At 57.1% G+C, this 16860-nt stretch carries 16 protein-coding genes; 10 read left to right on the plus strand and 6 right to left on the minus strand.

Features of this window, described 5'->3' with window-relative positions; genetic code table 11:
* Window positions 1-33 precede the first annotated feature (33 nt).
* Window positions 34-1257: a phosphopentomutase gene (gene deoB, locus LDK53_RS11110; RefSeq protein ID WP_025757495.1), complete on the plus strand. Its 1224-nt coding sequence runs from the start codon at window positions 34-36 to the stop codon at window positions 1255-1257.
* 126 nt (window positions 1258-1383) lie between these two features.
* Complete coding sequence (deoD, locus tag LDK53_RS11115) at window positions 1384-2106, plus strand: purine-nucleoside phosphorylase (protein ID WP_013095492.1); 723 nt, start codon at window positions 1384-1386, stop codon at window positions 2104-2106.
* Between the two features lie 85 nt (window positions 2107-2191).
* Here deoD and lplA read toward each other — a convergent pair whose 3' ends face one another.
* Entirely contained in the window at window positions 2192-3208 is a 1017-nt protein-coding gene (gene lplA, locus LDK53_RS11120) for a lipoate--protein ligase LplA (RefSeq protein ID WP_225287221.1), read from the minus strand.
* 39 nt (window positions 3209-3247) lie between these two features.
* A complete protein-coding gene (locus LDK53_RS11125) occupies window positions 3248-3892 on the minus strand; it encodes a YtjB family periplasmic protein (protein ID WP_025757499.1) in 645 nt (214 codons plus the stop codon).
* Between the two features lie 117 nt (window positions 3893-4009).
* On the opposite strand from LDK53_RS11125, the gene serB reads away from it, so the two are divergent.
* From serB to nadR, 3 genes are all read left to right on the plus strand, one after another.
* Window positions 4010-4978: a phosphoserine phosphatase gene (serB, locus tag LDK53_RS11130; protein WP_025757501.1), complete on the plus strand. Its 969-nt coding sequence runs from the start codon at window positions 4010-4012 to the stop codon at window positions 4976-4978.
* A 74-nt stretch (window positions 4979-5052) separates the two neighbouring features.
* Window positions 5053-6438 (plus strand): DNA repair protein RadA, encoded by a 1386-nt coding sequence (gene radA / locus LDK53_RS11135; protein ID WP_225287222.1) that lies wholly within the window; start codon window positions 5053-5055, stop codon window positions 6436-6438.
* Between the two features lie 35 nt (window positions 6439-6473).
* Window positions 6474-7706: a multifunctional transcriptional regulator/nicotinamide-nucleotide adenylyltransferase/ribosylnicotinamide kinase NadR gene (gene nadR / locus LDK53_RS11140; protein WP_025757503.1), complete on the plus strand. Its 1233-nt coding sequence runs from the start codon at window positions 6474-6476 to the stop codon at window positions 7704-7706.
* A 54-nt stretch (window positions 7707-7760) separates the two neighbouring features.
* Here the strand turns inward: nadR and LDK53_RS11145 are convergent, their stop codons facing one another.
* Window positions 7761-8762, minus strand: a complete 1002-nt coding sequence (locus LDK53_RS11145) for a zinc-binding alcohol dehydrogenase family protein (protein ID WP_225287223.1) — start codon at window positions 8760-8762, stop codon at window positions 7761-7763.
* 108 nt (window positions 8763-8870) lie between these two features.
* On the opposite strand from LDK53_RS11145, the gene LDK53_RS11150 reads away from it, so the two are divergent.
* The gene (locus LDK53_RS11150; protein ID WP_225287224.1) at window positions 8871-9770 is read left to right on the plus strand and encodes a LysR family transcriptional regulator; all 900 of its coding nucleotides are present in this window, start codon (window positions 8871-8873) and stop codon (window positions 9768-9770) included.
* A gap of 93 nt (window positions 9771-9863) precedes the next feature.
* Here LDK53_RS11150 and ettA read toward each other — a convergent pair whose 3' ends face one another.
* Complete coding sequence (ettA, locus tag LDK53_RS11155) at window positions 9864-11531, minus strand: energy-dependent translational throttle protein EttA (RefSeq protein WP_025758053.1); 1668 nt, start codon at window positions 11529-11531, stop codon at window positions 9864-9866.
* A gap of 227 nt (window positions 11532-11758) precedes the next feature.
* On the opposite strand from ettA, the gene sltY reads away from it, so the two are divergent.
* Both sltY and trpR read left to right on the plus strand, forming a co-directional pair.
* Entirely contained in the window at window positions 11759-13696 is a 1938-nt protein-coding gene (gene sltY / locus LDK53_RS11160; RefSeq protein ID WP_225287225.1) for a murein transglycosylase, read from the plus strand.
* 55 nt (window positions 13697-13751) lie between these two features.
* Window positions 13752-14078, plus strand: a complete 327-nt coding sequence (gene trpR, locus LDK53_RS11165; RefSeq protein WP_025758051.1) for a trp operon repressor — start codon at window positions 13752-13754, stop codon at window positions 14076-14078.
* Here trpR and yjjX read toward each other — a convergent pair.
* Window positions 14075-14590, minus strand: a complete 516-nt coding sequence (yjjX, locus tag LDK53_RS11170) for an inosine/xanthosine triphosphatase (protein WP_025758050.1) — start codon at window positions 14588-14590, stop codon at window positions 14075-14077. The genes trpR and yjjX overlap by 4 nt on opposite strands.
* A 50-nt stretch (window positions 14591-14640) precedes the next feature.
* On the opposite strand from yjjX, the gene gpmB reads away from it, so the two are divergent.
* The gene (gpmB, locus tag LDK53_RS11175; protein WP_008502057.1) at window positions 14641-15288 is read left to right on the plus strand and encodes a 2,3-diphosphoglycerate-dependent phosphoglycerate mutase GpmB; all 648 of its coding nucleotides are present in this window, start codon (window positions 14641-14643) and stop codon (window positions 15286-15288) included.
* Here gpmB and robA read toward each other — a convergent pair.
* Window positions 15285-16154: an MDR efflux pump AcrAB transcriptional activator RobA gene (gene robA / locus LDK53_RS11180; protein ID WP_225287226.1), complete on the minus strand. Its 870-nt coding sequence runs from the start codon at window positions 16152-16154 to the stop codon at window positions 15285-15287. The two genes, gpmB and robA, sit on opposite strands and share 4 nt — an antisense overlap.
* Before the next feature lie 211 nt (window positions 16155-16365).
* Here robA and creA point away from each other — a divergent pair, with 211 nt between their 5' ends.
* Complete coding sequence (creA, locus tag LDK53_RS11185; RefSeq protein WP_045284830.1) at window positions 16366-16839, plus strand: protein CreA; 474 nt, start codon at window positions 16366-16368, stop codon at window positions 16837-16839.
* The last annotated feature ends 21 nt before the right edge of the window (window positions 16840-16860 follow it).

Raw genomic sequence — 16860 nt, forward strand, 5'->3', positions numbered from 1 at the left:
TAATTTTTGAAGCACTACGTACGGAGAACAATTATGAAACGTGCATTTATTATGGTGCTGGACTCATTCGGCATCGGCGCAACCGAAGATGCAGAACGTTTTGGTGACGTGGGTTCCGATACCATGGGTCACATCGCGGAAGCCTGTGCGAAAGGCGAAGCGGACAACGGTCGTAAAGGCCCTCTGACTCTACCCAACCTGACCCGCCTCGGCCTGGTCAAAGCGCATGAAGGTTCTACCGGTAAAATTGCCGCCGGTATGGACGGCAACGCGGAAGTGGTGGGTGCCTACGCCTGGGCGCACGAACTCTCTTCCGGTAAAGACACCCCGTCAGGGCACTGGGAAATCGCCGGTGTGCCGGTGCTGTTCGACTGGGGTTATTTCTCCGATCACGAGAACAGCTTCCCGCAGGAATTGCTGGATAAGCTGGTGAAGCGTGCCAATCTGCCGGGCTACCTCGGTAACTGCCACTCTTCCGGTACCGTGATTCTGGACGAGCTGGGCGAAGAGCACATGAAGACCGGCAAGCCGATTTTCTACACCTCTGCTGACTCCGTGTTCCAGATTGCCTGCCACGAAGAAACGTTTGGCCTGGATAAACTCTACGAGCTGTGCGAAATCGCCCGTGAAGAGCTGACCGAAGGCGGCTACAACATTGGCCGCGTTATCGCGCGTCCGTTTATCGGCGACAAAGCGGGTAATTTCCAGCGTACCGGTAACCGTCACGATCTGGCCGTTGAGCCACCGGCGCCTACCGTGCTGCAGAAGCTGGTTGATGAAAAAGGCGGTCACGTGGTTTCCGTGGGTAAAATTGCGGATATTTACGCCAACTGCGGTATCACGAAGAAAGTAAAAGCGACCGGTCTGGATGCGCTGTTTGATGCCACCATCAAAGAGATGAAAGATGCGGGCGACAACACCATCGTCTTTACCAACTTCGTGGACTTCGACTCCTCCTGGGGTCACCGTCGCGACGTAGCGGGTTATGCAGCCGGTCTGGAGCTGTTTGACCGCCGTCTGCCGGAGCTGATGGAGCTGGTCGGAGAAGATGACATTCTGATCCTGACCGCGGACCACGGCTGTGACCCAACCTGGACCGGTACCGACCACACCCGTGAGCACATTCCGGTGCTGGTGTACGGTCCGAAAGTGAAACCCGGTTCGCTCGGTCACCGTGAAACCTTCGCGGACATCGGCCAGACTATCGCGAAATACTTTGGTACGTCTGACATGGAATATGGCAAGGCCATGTTCTGAATGATGTTGGGTGCGGCCTGATGCCCTCACCCCAACCCTCTCCCACAGGGAGAGGGAGAACAGAATGTAGGCCGGGTAAGGCGTAGCCGCCACCCGGCAAAAACAACAATGTAAAAGGAACTGAAGATGGCAACTCCTCACATTAATGCAGAAATGGGTGATTTCGCTGACGTCGTATTGATGCCGGGCGACCCGCTGCGCGCGAAGCACATTGCAGAAACTTTCCTCGAAGACGTGCGTGAAGTGAACAACGTTCGCGGCATGCTGGGCTTCACCGGGACCTACAAAGGCCGCAAAATCTCTGTAATGGGCCACGGTATGGGTATCCCGTCCTGCTCTATCTACACCAAAGAGCTGATCACCGACTTCGGCGTGAAGAAAATCATCCGCGTCGGCTCCTGCGGTGCGGTGCGCATGGACGTTAAGCTGCGTGACGTGGTAATTGGTATGGGTGCCTGCACCGATTCCAAAGTTAACCGTATGCGTTTTAAAGATCATGACTTCGCGGCGATTGCCGACTTCGGCATGGTGCGTAACGCGGTTGACGCGGCAAAAGCACTGGGCGTGGACGCGCGCGTGGGTAACCTGTTCTCCGCTGACCTGTTCTATGCACCAGACGGCGGCGAGATGTTCGACGTGATGGAAAAATACGGCATCCTGGGCGTGGAAATGGAAGCGGCGGGCATCTACGGCGTCGCGGCTGAGTTCGGTGCGAAAGCGCTGACCATCTGCACCGTGTCTGACCACATCCGTACCCACGAGCAGACCACCGCTGCCGAGCGTCAGACCACCTTTAACGATATGATCAAAATCGCGCTGGAATCTGTTCTGCTGGGCGATAAAGAGTAAGCGCTGTTGTGCCGGGTGGCGGCTTCGCCTGACCCGGCCTACGGTTTTCCAGGCCCGCTAAGCGTAGCGCCAGCGGGCTTTTTTACTAGCGCACGGCCTGTGCAATCCACGCTGACAACTCCCGCAGCTCATTTTCCTGCTCCGGGAAATCCCCAATCAACGCGTCACATTCCTGCTGCAGCATATCCGCCCGGTACAAACAGCCCTGTAAACGTGCTGCGAGTGCTTCCAGCGGCGCCGGATTCAGACTGTCCGTAAACACCTGTGTGCGGGTGATATGCCCTTTCTCGACGTCAAAGTGCAGTTCCACGCCGCCCCACGTAAAACGCTCGTCCAGCAGGTGAGAGAAGGCCGGTGCCTGGCCGAAGTTCCACTCCCAACTGCTCTGGCGGGCAAACGTTTCTGCAAAATTTGGCAGGTCCGGCGTCTTATCCGGCGAAATGACTTCAGCTTCCACGCGCTCGCCGTAATGCGCGAAGAACGCCTCGCGCACGGCCTCACAGATTTGCTCATGGGTAATGCCCGGCAGCAGCTCGACCAGGTTCGCCACGCGGCCGCGCACGGAGGTAATTCCCTTCGCCTGCAGCTTTTTCTTGTCGGGATTCAGGTAGTTCGCCAGCCGACTGAGATCGGCGTTAAGAAGAAGGGTGCCGTGGTGGAACCCGCGATCCATCGTTTCGCGATAGGCAGAGCCGGATACTTTGCGATCTCCCTCGGGCGTTTTGACCACCAGATCGTTACGTCCGGAAGCTTCCGCCGTCACGCCGAGCGCATTGAGCGCGTTGAGGACGATGGACGTTGAGATGGTTTTGTCGTATTCCGGTTTACCCGCCATAAAGGTAAAGCAGGTATTGCCCAGATCGTGAAACACCGCGCCACCGCCGCTGCTGCGGCGCGCCAGACGAACATTGTCCTCTTCCATACGCCGCGTGTTGCACTCTTTCCACGGGTTTTGCGCGCGGCCAATAACCACCGTATCGGCGTTGCGCCAGAGAAACAGGACGCGCTGGGTAGCGGGCATCTGGCAGAAGATGCACTCTTCAACCGCGAGATTAAACCAGGGATCGTAAGAGTCAGAGATAAGCAGGCGTAACGTCGTCATGGCAGAGTTCCTTTTCCGAATCATCCGCCTACTTTATCACTATTCTTTCTTCTCGCTCTCTTCGTCTTCTGGAACGGATTTGCTGGCGGTCAGCAGGAACGGGGATTGTTGCCAGCGCGAGCGTTTGCCCCGAAGCAGGGTGCGTGCGAGAACCACGCCAATGGCGAGCGAAAGCAGCAGCATCAGGCGCAGAATGTTGGTGGTGTTATCGACCTGCTTGGCTTCGGTTGGCAAAGTATGCGTATCAAGGGTCAGGCGCAGATAGCCCAGCGGACCATTCTTTCCCTGAATGGGTTCGACAATCTGCTGGTTGAAATAGCCGCCGGCTTTTTTACCGTCCAGCGCCAGCCTGTCGCGTACGTCGACATGTTCGCCCGCGCGGGCAATCAGGTCGCCTTGCTCATCATAGACACCGGCATCCAGAATACGGCTGTTTTCCGTCAGCAGACGTAAAACCTGGCCTATACGTTTTTCGTCCGGCGTTTCGGTACGCATGGACGGCGCAATATTAAACGTTACCTGGCGTGCCAGCGTGCGGGCCAGCTCTTCAAACTGCGGATTGCGTTGCCGTTGATGATTCTGGCTGAACCACGACGCCCCTTGCATCAGCACCACTAACAGTGCGAGACAGGAGAGGACAATCACGGCGCGATGGAGCCGGAATTTCAGTTTTGCGCGAGCCATATTCCACCTGCTGAAAATTTACGGCTTAATGTTGCCAGAAGTGATGGTTACAGGGTAGCCTCATGCGTTATTTTCCCTCTGCAACCTTCCGGCGCGAACGAAATTACAGGAGCTTTAATGCCGAACATTACCTGGTGTGACCTGCCAACGGATGTCTCTTTATGGCCAGGATTGCCGCTCTCTTTAAGTGGCGATGAGGTGATGCCTCTGGATTACCACGCCGGTCGTAGCGGCTGGCTCCTCTACGGACGCGGTCTGGATAAGCAACGCCTGACCCAGTATCAAAGCAAGCTGGGCGCTGCGATGGTTATCGTCGCCGCCTGGTGCGTGGAAGACTATCAGGTTATTCGCCTGGCTGGCTCCCTGACGCAGCGCGCAACGCGTCTGGCGCATGACGCCGGGCTGGATGTCGCCCCGCTGGGGAAAATTCCGCACCTGAAGACGCCGGGTCTGCTGGTGATGGACATGGACTCGACGGCGATCCAGATCGAATGTATCGACGAGATCGCCAAACTGGCGGGCAGCGGTGAGCTGGTAGCGGAAGTGACCGAGCGTGCGATGCGCGGTGAGCTGGACTTCACCGCCAGCCTGCGACAGCGCGTGGCGACCCTGAAAGGGGCCGATGCCAACATCCTGCGCCAGGTGCGCGATGTGCTGCCGCTGATGCCAGGGCTGACGCAGCTGGTGCTGAAGCTCCAGTCCCTTGGCTGGAAAGTGGCGATTGCCTCCGGGGGCTTCACCTTCTTCGCAGATTATCTGCGGGAAAAACTGCATCTGACCACCGTGGTGGCTAATGAGCTGGAGATCATGGACGGTAAACTGACCGGCCAGGTGATCGGCGATATTGTGGATGCCCAGTACAAAGCCAACACCCTGACCCGTCTGGCGGAAAAATATGAGATTCCGGTCGTGCAGACCGTCGCCATCGGGGACGGCGCAAACGACCTGCCGATGATCAAAGCGGCCGGACTTGGCATTGCCTACCATGCCAAGCCAAAAGTGAATGAAAAGACGGAAGTGACTATCCGTCATGCTGACCTGATGGGGGTGTTCTGCATTCTCTCCGGCAGCCTTAATCAGAAATAACGGTCTGCTTTGTAGGCCGGGTAAGCGTAAGCGTCACCCGGCACGCAGGCCGCACAGAAATAACGAGGTAAACCGTGGCGAAAGCTCCAAAACGCGCATTTGTCTGTAATGAATGTGGTGCGGATTATCCGCGCTGGCAGGGGCAATGCAGCGCCTGTCATGCCTGGAACACCATCACCGAAGTGCGTGGTGTGGCGGCTTCGCCGAGCGTGGCGCGCAACGAACGCCTGAGCGGCTATGCGGGTAATGCCGGTGTGGCGAAAGTACAAAAGCTTTCGGACATCAGTCTTGAAGCGTTGCCGCGCTTCTCCACCGGCTTCAAAGAGTTTGACCGCGTGCTCGGCGGCGGCGTGGTGCCGGGCAGCGCCATTCTTATCGGCGGTAACCCTGGCGCGGGTAAATCGACCCTGCTGCTGCAAACGCTCTGCAAGCTCGCCGAACAGATGAAAACCCTGTACGCCACGGGCGAAGAGTCGCTGCAGCAGGTGGCGATGCGCGCGCACCGTCTGGGTCTGCCCACGGGCAACCTGAACATGCTGTCAGAAACCAGCATCGAGCAGATCTGTATGATCGCCGAAGAAGAGCAGCCGAAGCTGATGGTGATCGACTCCATCCAGGTGATGCATATGGCGGACATTCAGTCCTCGCCGGGCAGCGTGGCGCAGGTGCGTGAAACGGCGGCCTACCTGACGCGCTTTGCCAAAACGCGCGGTGTGGCAATTGTGATGGTCGGCCACGTCACGAAAGACGGCTCGCTGGCGGGGCCAAAAGTGCTCGAACACTGTATCGACTGCTCCGTAATGCTCGACGGCGACGCGGACTCCCGTTTCCGTACCCTGCGCAGCCACAAAAACCGCTTTGGGGCGGTGAACGAACTGGGCGTGTTTGCCATGACCGAACAGGGGCTGCGTGAAGTCAGCAACCCGTCGGCCATTTTCCTCAGTCGTGGCGATGAAATCACCTCCGGCAGTTCGGTGATGGTGCTGTGGGAAGGGACGCGCCCGCTGCTCGTCGAAATTCAGGCGCTGGTCGATCACTCGATGATGGGCAACCCGCGGCGCGTGGCGGTCGGTCTGGAACAGAACCGTCTGGCGATCCTGCTGGCGGTGCTGCACCGTCATGGCGGGCTGCAGATGGCGGATCAGGACGTTTTCGTTAACGTGGTCGGCGGCGTCAAAGTCACTGAGACCAGCGCGGACCTGGCGCTGCTGCTGGCGATGGTCTCCAGCCTGCGCGACCGACCGTTGCCGCAGGATCTGGTCGTCTTCGGCGAAGTGGGCCTCGCCGGGGAAATCCGTCCGGTGCCCAGCGGGCAAGAGCGTATCTCCGAGGCGGCAAAACACGGTTTCCGCCGGGCGATCGTTCCGGCCGCTAACGTGCCGAAAAAAATCCCGGAAGGGATGCAGGTATTTGGCGTGAAAAAACTCGCAGATGCGTTAAATGTCTTTGACGACTTATAATTACGTATTCGATTTTGCAGGAGGCACCGTAATTTATGTCATCATTTGACTACATCAAAACCGCAATCCGTCAGAAGGGCTGCACGCTGCAGCAGGTGGCGGACGCCAGCGGTATGACCAAAGGCTACCTTAGCCAGCTGCTGAACGCCAAAATCAAAAGCCCCAGCGCGCAGAAGCTGGAAGCGCTGCACCGCTTTCTGGGGCTTGAATTTCCGCGTATGCAAAAGAACATCGGCGTGGTGTTTGGCAAGTTTTACCCGCTGCATACCGGGCATATCTATCTGATCCAGCGCGCCTGTAGTCAGGTGGATGAACTGCATATCATCATGGGGTACGACGAAACCCGCGATCGCCAGCTGTTTGAGGACAGCGCCATGTCGCAGCAGCCGACCGTGCCGGACCGCCTGCGCTGGCTGCTTCAGACCTTCAAGTATCAGAAAAATATTCGCATTCATGCTTTTAATGAAGAGGGCATGGAGCCCTATCCGCACGGCTGGGATGTGTGGAGCAACGGCATCAAGGCGTTTATGGAAGAGAAGGGCATTGCCCCGAACTGGATCTACACCTCTGAAGCGTCCGACGCGCCGCAGTTCCGCGAGCATCTGGGCATTGAAACGGTGCTTATCGATCCGAAGCGCACCTTTATGAACATCAGCGGGGCGCAGATCCGCGAAAACCCGTTCCGCTACTGGGATTACATCCCGACTGAGGTGAAGCCGTTCTTTGTGCGCACCGTCGCGATCCTGGGCGGCGAGTCGAGCGGGAAATCAACGCTGGTCAACAAGCTGGCGAATATCTTCAACACCACCAGCGCCTGGGAGTACGGACGCGATTATGTCTTCTCCCATCTGGGCGGCGATGAGATGGCCCTGCAGTATTCCGACTACGATAAAATCGCGCTTGGGCATGCCCAGTACATTGATTTCGCGGTGAAATACGCCAACAAGGTGGCGTTTATCGATACCGATTTCGTGACCACGCAGGCGTTCTGTAAAAAGTACGAAGGGCGCGAACACCCGTTCGTGCAGGCGCTGATTGATGAATACCGCTTTGACCTGGTGATCCTGCTGGAAAACAACACCCCGTGGGTGGCTGACGGCATGCGTAGCCTTGGCAGCTCCGTGGACAGGCGTGAGTTCCAGACCATGCTGGTGGATATGCTCAGGGAAAACAACGTGGAGTTTGTGCATGTGGAAGAGTCGGATTACGACTCCCGTTTCCTGCGCTGCGTCGAGCTGGTGAGGGAGATGATGGGGGAGCAGGGATAAGCGTTAACCTCCCTCTCCCTGTGGGAGAGGGCCGGGGTGAGGGCATCAAACCACTCAGAACTCAACCACCACTTTCCCGCGCATATGCCCGTCCAGCACTTTACGGTGCGCCTCGGTAATGCTTTCCACGCTCAGCCCGTGCAGCGTTTCACTCAGCGAACTTTCTACCACGCCGGTATCCACGAGCTTCGCCACCTCATTTAAGATTTCACCCTGACGCGCCATATCAGCGGTCTGGTACATGCTGCGGGTGTACATAAATTCCCAGTGCAGGGCGGCGGATTTCGATTTCAGCTTGTCCTGGTTCAGCGGATGCGCGTTCTCAACGATGGAACAGATATGCCCCTGAGGCGCAATCAGATCACTGACCGCATCCCAGTGTCCGTCGGTGTCGTTGAGGATGAAAATGTAATCCACAAAGGTGAGTCCCTGTTTCGCCAGCTCGCCTTTCAGGTCGTGGTAGTTCACCACCACATCTGCACCGCGATCGCGACACCACCGGGCGGAGTCGTCTCGTGAAGCCGTGGCAATGATCTTCACCTTGCTGTTGTGCTTCGCAAAGGGGATCGCCAGCGATCCCACCCCACCCGCACCGCCGATGATCAGCAGCGTTTTGTCTGCGTCAGCATCCTGAATGTTCAGCCTTTCAAACAAGCCTTCCCACGCGGTGAGTGCGGTCAACGGGAGAGCAGCGGCAGCCGCCCAGCCGAGGCTTGAGGGTTTGTGCCCGACAATGCGCGCGTCAATCAACTGATGGGTGGTGTTGCTGCCCGGACGGGTGATGTCGCCTGCGTACCACACTTCATCCCCCGGTTTGAATCCGGTGACGCCCGCCCCAACGGCTTTGACGATCCCGCTGGCATCCCATCCGAGTACGCGCGGCGCATTCAGCCCGTTTTGGGTCAGGCTTGCATGCACCTTGGTGTCCACCGGGTTAACGGAGACGGCTTTCACCTCCACCAGCAGATCGTGCTCGCCGGGCTGCGGCATTGGCGAAGTAATTTCAATGAAAGTGGAAGGATTTTCTGGGTTAACGGCAATGGCTTTGACTGACATGGTGTGCTCCTCAATGGAATACGTTTTGTTGAGACTAGTCTATTAAGTGGCCATACGCGTGATAAGATGGACAATCAAGAACTCAGCGTTCGTACAGGATGAACAATCATGTTTAAACAGCTGCAGGATATGGCGCTGTTTGCGCTGGTGGCTGAGATGGGTAGCTTCACTGCCGCAGCGCAGAAAGCCGGCCTGCCGAAATCCAGCGTGAGCCAGCGCATCAGCCAGCTTGAACAGCAGGTGGGGATCCGCCTGCTTAACCGCACCACGCGCCGGCTGAATCTGACGTTTGCGGGTGAACACTATCTTGTCCACTGCCGGGAGATGCTGGCGGCCAGCGAGCGGGCGGAGTACGCCATTCAGCGCCTGCGCGAAAACCCAAGCGGGCGGCTTCGCATCACCTGCCCGGCAGGGATTGGTGCGACATTACTGGCGCATATGAACGCCGAGTTTCAGCTCCGCTATCCTGACGTTTCGCTCGATGTTTCCATTTCTGACGACGTGCTGGACCTGGTCGAGTCAGGCTTTGACGTGGCACTGCGAACAGGTAAGCCGCAGGACTCCTCTCTGATAGGCCGGATGATCGGACACTGCCCGCGCTATATGATGGCCTCACCGGCGTACCTGGCGCGTCGGGAGCCGCTGACGCATCCTCGCCAGCTGGTGGAGCACCGCTGTATTACCCACAAAGCCTGGTCTGAGTGGCTGCTGCAAAGCGCAGGCGAAGATTACCGCTATCTGCCGGATAACGCGCACATGACCGATAATCTGGTATACGCCCGCGAGTGTGCGATTGCCGGTGCGGGGATCACGCTGCTTCCGGCCTTTTTGCTGGAAGATAAGATCGAGAAAGGGGCACTGGTGCAGGTGCTGCCGGAATGGCGCGTCGAAGGAAACGACCTGTGGCTGGCCTACCCGAGCCGTAAGCTCAACTCGCCTGCGCTGATGAGCTATATCGACTTTGCAATGCAGTTTGATGAGGTGAAGCGGTATTACGTGGGCAAATAAAAAAGCCGGGTGGCGGCTTCGCCTTACCCGGCCTACAAACAGCGCAGAACCGTAGGCCGGGTAAGCGTGAGCGCCACCCGGCTTTTTGGGCACTTACTTAGCAATACGCTTGTACTTAATACGCTTCGGCTCCAGCGCGTCTGCGCCCAGCGTGCGTTTCTTGTACTCTTCGTATTCGGTGAAGTTACCTTCGAAGAACTCCACTTTACCTTCATCCTGGTAGTCCAGAATGTGGGTCGCGATACGGTCAAGGAACCAACGGTCGTGCGAGATAACCATCGCGCAGCCCGGGAACTCCAGCAGGGCGTTTTCCAGCGCGCGCAGGGTTTCGATGTCCAGGTCGTTGGTTGGTTCATCGAGCAGCAGTACGTTACCGCCCACCTGCAGCAGCTTCGCCAGGTGCAGACGACCGCGCTCACCGCCGGACAGCTCGCCTACGCGTTTGCCCTGGTCGGTGCCTTTGAAGTTAAAGCGGCCAACGTAGGCGCGGCTTGGCATCTCGGTGTTGCCGATACGCATGATATCCAGACCGCCGGAAACTTCTTCCCACACGGTTTTGCTGTTATCCATCGCGTCACGGAACTGATCAACAGACGCCAGCTTCACGGTTTCACCCAGGGTGATAGAACCGCTGTCAGGCTGTTCCTGACCGGACATCATGCGGAACAGGGTCGATTTACCCGCGCCGTTCGGACCGATGATCCCAACGATAGCCCCTTTCGGTACGGAGAAGGAGAGATCGTCGATCAGCACACGGTCGCCGTAGGACTTACGCAGGTTGGTCACTTCAACCACTTTATCCCCCAGACGTGCTCCAGGTGGAATAAACAGTTCGTTGGTTTCGTTACGTTTCTGGTATTCGGTATTGTTAAGCTCTTCAAAGCGTGCCAGACGGGCTTTGCCCTTGGACTGACGGCCTTTCGTACCCTGACGTACCCACTCCAGCTCTTTCTCGATAGACTTACGACGCGCCGCTTCCTGAGACGCTTCCTGCGCCAGACGCTGATCTTTCTGCTCCAGCCAGGAAGAGTAGTTGCCTTCCCATGGAATACCTTCACCGCGGTCCAGCTCCAGGATCCAGCCGGCAACGTTGTCGAGGAAGTAACGGTCGTGGGTAATCGCCACCACGGTGCCTTCGAAGTCGTGCAGGAAGCGTTCCAGCCACGCTACGGATTCCGCATCCAGGTGGTTAGTTGGTTCGTCGAGCAGCAGCATGTCTGGTTTTTCCAGCAGCAGGCGGCACAGCGCCACGCGGCGGCGTTCACCACCGGAGAGGTTTGCAATTTTCGCATCCCAGTCCGGCAGACGCAGAGCGTCAGCGGCGCGCTCCAGCTGCACGTTCAGGTTGTGGCCGTCATGCGCCTGGATGATCTCTTCAAACTTGCCTTGCTGTGCGGCCAGTTTATCGAAGTCCGCATCCGGCTCGGCGTATTTGGCATACACTTCATCCAGGCCCTTCAGCGCGTTGACGACTTCAGCAACGGCTTCTTCGACGGACTCACGGACGGTGTGTTCCGGGTTCAACTGAGGTTCCTGCGGCAGGTAACCAATTTTAATGCCAGGCTGCGGACGGGCTTCACCTTCGATGTCTGTATCGATGCCGGCCATGATGCGCAGCAGGGTGGACTTACCGGCACCGTTGAGACCCAGAACACCAATTTTTGCGCCCGGGAAGAAGCTCAGCGAGATATTTTTAAGAATATGACGTTTCGGCGGAACCACTTTGCCGACACGATGCATGGTATAAACGAATTGAGCCACGTTGGACTTCGCCTCTTTTATCGTAATGAGAATGGAATTCAGCCTCGAAGTGTAGCCTTTTTCCCGTCCTAATCCCAGCCAGGAACGTCGGGAGTGTTAAAACGCGCAAGAAAGGTAAAAAAGTGTCCATGACGTGGCGCGTTGCAGGATGCCTGGTTAGCATAAGTTGATTAGACTTTGACGTGGCAAGACGCTGCAATTGACGAAAAAACAATGAGGAAGAGCTTGTGGAAAAAGCCAAACGGGTGGTCTGGCGTCTGCTGGCTGCCAGCGTATGCGTAATGGCGGTAAGCCAGGCGGTGCATGCCGATTCACTGGATGAACAACGTAACCGCTACGCCCAGATTAAACAGGCGTGGGACAACAAGCAGATGGAAACCGTGCAGGCGCTGATGCCGACGCTGAAGGATTATCCGCTGTATCCGTATCTGGAGTATCGTCAGATCACGGACGATCTCATGAATCAACCGACCGTCACCGTGAATAATTTCATTCAGGCGAACCCGACCCTGCCGCCGGCGCGGACTCTGCAGTCTCGCTTTGTGAACGAACTGGCGCGCCGTGAAGACTGGCGTGGCCTGCTGGCGTTCAGTCCTGATAAGCCGAATACCACCGAAGCCCAGTGTAACTACTACTATGCGAAATGGGCCACCGGTCAGCAAGAGGAGGCCTGGGCTGGGGCGAAAGAGCTGTGGCTGACCGGAAAAAGCCAGCCAAACGCCTGCGATTCGCTGTTTGGCGCATGGCGCGCCTCCGGCAAGCAGGACCCGCTGGCCTACCTTGAGCGCATCCGTCTGGCGATGAAAGCCGGAAACACGCGTCTGGTGACCGCGCTGGCGGGACAGATGCCGTCTGATTACCAGACGATCTCCTCGGCAGTTATTGCACTGGCAAACGATCCCAACAGCGTCCTGACCTTTGCGCGCAGTACGGGGGCGACTGATTTTACCCGCCAGATGGCGGCGGTAGCCTTTGCCAGCGTAGCGCGTGACGATGTGGAAAACGCGCGGCTGATGATCCCGCAGCTGGTGCAGGCGCAGCAGCTCAATGAAGACCAAACCCAGGAGTTGCGCGACATCGTGGCGTGGCGACTGATGGGCACGGATGTGACCGACGAACAGGCGCGCTGGCGAGACGATGCGATTATGCGCTCAAACTCCACCTCGCTGGTGGAACGTCGTGTGCGAATGGCGCTGGGGACGGGCGATCGCCGGGGGCTGAATACCTGGCTGGCGCGTTTGCCTATGGAAGCGAAAGAGAAGGACGAATGGCGTTACTGGCAGGCCGATCTGCTAATGGAGCGCGGTCGTGATGATGAAGCCAAAGAGATCCTCCATGCGTTGATGCAGCAGCGCGGGTTCTACCCGATGGCGGCCGCACAGCGTCTGGGCGAGGAGTACACCTTCCGCATTGATAAAGCGCCCGCGAATGCTAACCCGGCACTGACGCAGGGGCCGGAAATGGCGCGCGTGCGCGAGTTGATGTACTGGAACATGGACAATACCGCGCGCAGCGAGTGGGCGAATCTGGTGACCAGCCGCACTACCGACGAAAAAGCCCAGCTTGCCCGCTATGCCTTTGATAATCACTGGTGGGATCTGAGCGTGCAGGCGACGATCGCCGGTAAGCTGTGGGATCATCTCGAAGAGCGTTTCCCGCTGGCTTATAACGATCTTTTCGAACGCTACACCCGCGGTAAAGATATCCCGCAAAGTTACGCGATGGCGATTGCCCGTCAGGAGAGCGCGTGGAACCCGAAAGTCCGTTCCCCGGTAGGGGCCAGTGGCCTGATGCAGATCATGCCGGGTACGGCGACGCATACGGTGAAGATGTTTAATATTCCAGGGTACAGCAGCCCGTCACAGCTGCTGGATCCGGATACCAACATTAACATCGGTACCAGCTATCTCCAGTACGTGTATCAGCAGTTCGGCAATAACCGCATCTTCTCTTCGGCGGCCTACAACGCGGGGCCAGGTCGCGTGCGTACCTGGCTTGGCAACAGCGCCGGACGCATCGACGCCGTGGCGTTTGTCGAGAGTATTCCGTTCTCGGAAACCCGCGGATACGTGAAAAACGTGCTGGCGTATGATGCCTACTATCGCTACTTCATGGGGCAGAAAGATACCCTGATGAGCGATGCCGAGTGGCAGAGACGTTACTGATCGGCGTGGGTTGTGTTATGCTGTACTCGCTAATGAGTACAAGAGGCAGCATAACATGACCCCGCATTCCCCGTATTCCTCGGCAATGGCCGAACAACGTCACCAGGAGTGGCTTCGTTTTGTGGAGTTGCTTCGCCAGTCATACGATCAGGATCTGCATTTACCCCTGATGCAGCTGATGCTCACGCCGGACGAGCGCGAGGCGCTGGGCACGCGCGTGCGGATCATTGAAGAGTTGTTGCGCGGTGAGATGAGCCAGCGCGAGCTCAAAAATGAGCTCGGCGCGGGCATCGCAACGATTACCCGCGGCTCGAACAGCCTGAAGTCGGCCCCGGTTGAGCTGCGCCAGTGGCTGGAAGCGGTGTTGTTGAAAAATGCCTAGCGATAAATCGCGTTGTGGAACGGGCTTAACGCCAGGATAACCGCCTGGTGGTAAACGCCTGAACGCGTCAGCGCGCCGGCGGTAAAGACGCCAATCGCCCCTTCTTTACGGCCAATTTCGTCAATGCCGGTGTACTGCGACATCACCGGCCCGAGCGCTTCACCCGCACGCACTTTTTCCAGAATGATCGCCGGCAGCGGCAGGGTGGCCGAACGTGCTTCACCGCGCTGTTCACGGCTTTCAATCACCACCCAGCTAAAGGTTGCGCCTTCATCGATACCGGCTTCAATGGCGACCCAAAAGTCAGCGTCCGGTGCTGCAGCTCTGGCATTTGCCACGCGATTTCGTGCGCCAGCGCGCGTTTCCTCGCTGCCAAACGGCTGTTCAGGAACACCACTCTCGACGCCGATGGCTTCAATATGGCAGGATCCTGCGCCGAAGATCTCTTCAAATGCCCTTAGAATTGCCTGAATTTTGGCAGGATTAGTGGTAGCAGAGACAACATGGTGCATAATTAAGCTCGATTCAAAAAAAACTCATCGCAGTATAACGGAAAAAAAGCATGTTACAGGTATACCTTGTTCGCCACGGTGAAACGCAGTGGAACGCCGAGCGACGTATTCAAGGCCAGTCAGACAGTCCTCTCACTGAGAAGGGGGTGCAGCAAGCGTGGCAGGTGGCAGAGCGTGCCAGAACGCTGGGCATTACCCACGTCATCACCAGCGACTTAGGTCGCACACAGCAGACGGCGCGTATCATCGCGGACGCCTGCGGCTGTGATGTTATGCTTGAGCCGCGTCTGCGCGAGCTGGATATGGGCGTGCTGGAAAAACGTCATATCGATACGCTGACTGAAACGGAAGAGGGCTGGCGTCGCACGCTGGTGAACGGTACCGAAGATGGCCGTATCCCTGAAGGTGAATCCATGCAGGAGCTCAGCGTACGTATGCATGCCGCACTGGCGGAATGCCTGAAGCTGCCGGCGGGAAGCCGTCCGCTGCTGGTAAGTCACGGGATTGCGTTGGGTTGCCTGGTGAGCACGATCCTCGGATTACCCGCTTATGCTGAGCGCCGTTTGCGTCTGCGTAACTGCTCCATTTCCCGGATTGATTATCAGGAAAGCGCGTGGCTGGCGTCAGGCTGGGTGGTGGAGATGGCAGGGGACATTTCACATCTTGATGCCCCTGCGCTCGATGAACTGCAGCGTTAACGACGTATTGGAATCAGGAATTCCATACGCAGATTAATTGGGCCTTCTTCCGGTTTAGCGTCCTGCGCCGGGTAGTAGCGCTCAATGTCCTGACCCTTACGGCGATTCAGATTCAGCATTGGCATGCAGGTCCCGTAAACGGTCAGGATGAACTCCTGAACACCCGTTCCCAGCCCTTCATAGGCGAACATCACGTACTCGCCACCTTCCAGCATCACAGGCTTTGAACCCTGAATATAGCCATTAGCCATGTCTGGCGTTAGCGCGGTGGTGTAGAACACCTCCTGCTCGTCATCCTTTTCCTGGCTTGGGTGCGTTTCGTTGAGACCATACAGAATCGGCGGGATCGCCGGCGCGTGGCTCAGGAAGTCGCGCCAGAACTGGACGCGCATCTGATGACGGAACTCAGAAATCTGCTCAAGGGAGCACGAGTAACTCTGCGTTGTCCCGATCAGATGGGTTTCAGGCAGCGTGACGATTTCGTATTTCGGCATCGCGAACTCGCCCAGACGCAGCGGCGGACGCATACCAAACGAGCTCCAGTCAGGCGAGCGACGATAAAGCGCTGGCGTCAACGAGAACTGTTTTTTAAAGGCGCGGGTGAAGGTCTGCTGCGAATCGAAACGATACTGCAGGGCAATATCCAGGATCGGGCGCGCGGTCAGGCGCAATGCCACAGCAGATTTTGACAGACGACGTGCGCGTATATAGGCCCCGATAGCATGACCGGTGACATCCTTGAACATCCTTTGCAGATGCCACTTGGAATAGCCTGCTTTAGCCGCCACATTGTCCAGTGACAAAGGCTGGTCGAGGTGACCTTCCAGCCAGGTGAGCAGGTCGCGAATAATTCCAGCCTGATCCATATACTATCCTCATCCTTAAAACAGCAGGTGCCTGATAACAGGTTAGCGGATAATAGCATTTTTTGATGTTTTAGCATTCAGTGTTTTTTTTGCGCATTCATGCTTTTTGGCGCACATTATGGGCAAATATATTCTAATCCTGTGATCTTGCTACATTTTTGTCTAAAGTGTTGAATAATCGCTCAGCGTAATTTTTAAGAATGGTAACAATATGAAATACAAGACTTTGATCTTCACCGCATTGATGCTGATGGTCGGGCGCGCCGCGCAGGCTGAACAGATTGGTTCTGTCGATACCGTGTTTAAAATGTTTGGTCCTGACCACAAAATCGTGGTGGAGGCGTTTGACGATCCGGACGTGAAAAACGTCACCTGCTATGTCAGCCGCGCGAAAACGGGCGGGATTAAGGGCGGCCTGGGGCTGGCGGAAGATACCTCCGACGCGGCGATCTCCTGTCAGCAGGTAGGTCCGGTTGAACTGAGCGATAAAATTAAAAACGGCAAAGCACAGGGCGACGTGGTGTTCCAGAAACGGACCTCGCTGGTGTTTAAAAAGCTGCAGGTTGTGCGCTTCTACGATGCCAAACGCAATACGCTGGCTTACCTGGCCTATTCTGACAAAGTGGTGGAGGGATCACCGAAAAACGCCATCAGCGCGGTACCGATTATGCCGTGGCGGGAATAAAAAAAACGGCGCTAATGCGCC

This window comes from Enterobacter sp. K16B, from assembly GCF_020216105.1.
Taxonomy (GTDB): Bacteria; Pseudomonadota; Gammaproteobacteria; order Enterobacterales; family Enterobacteriaceae; genus Enterobacter; species Enterobacter sichuanensis.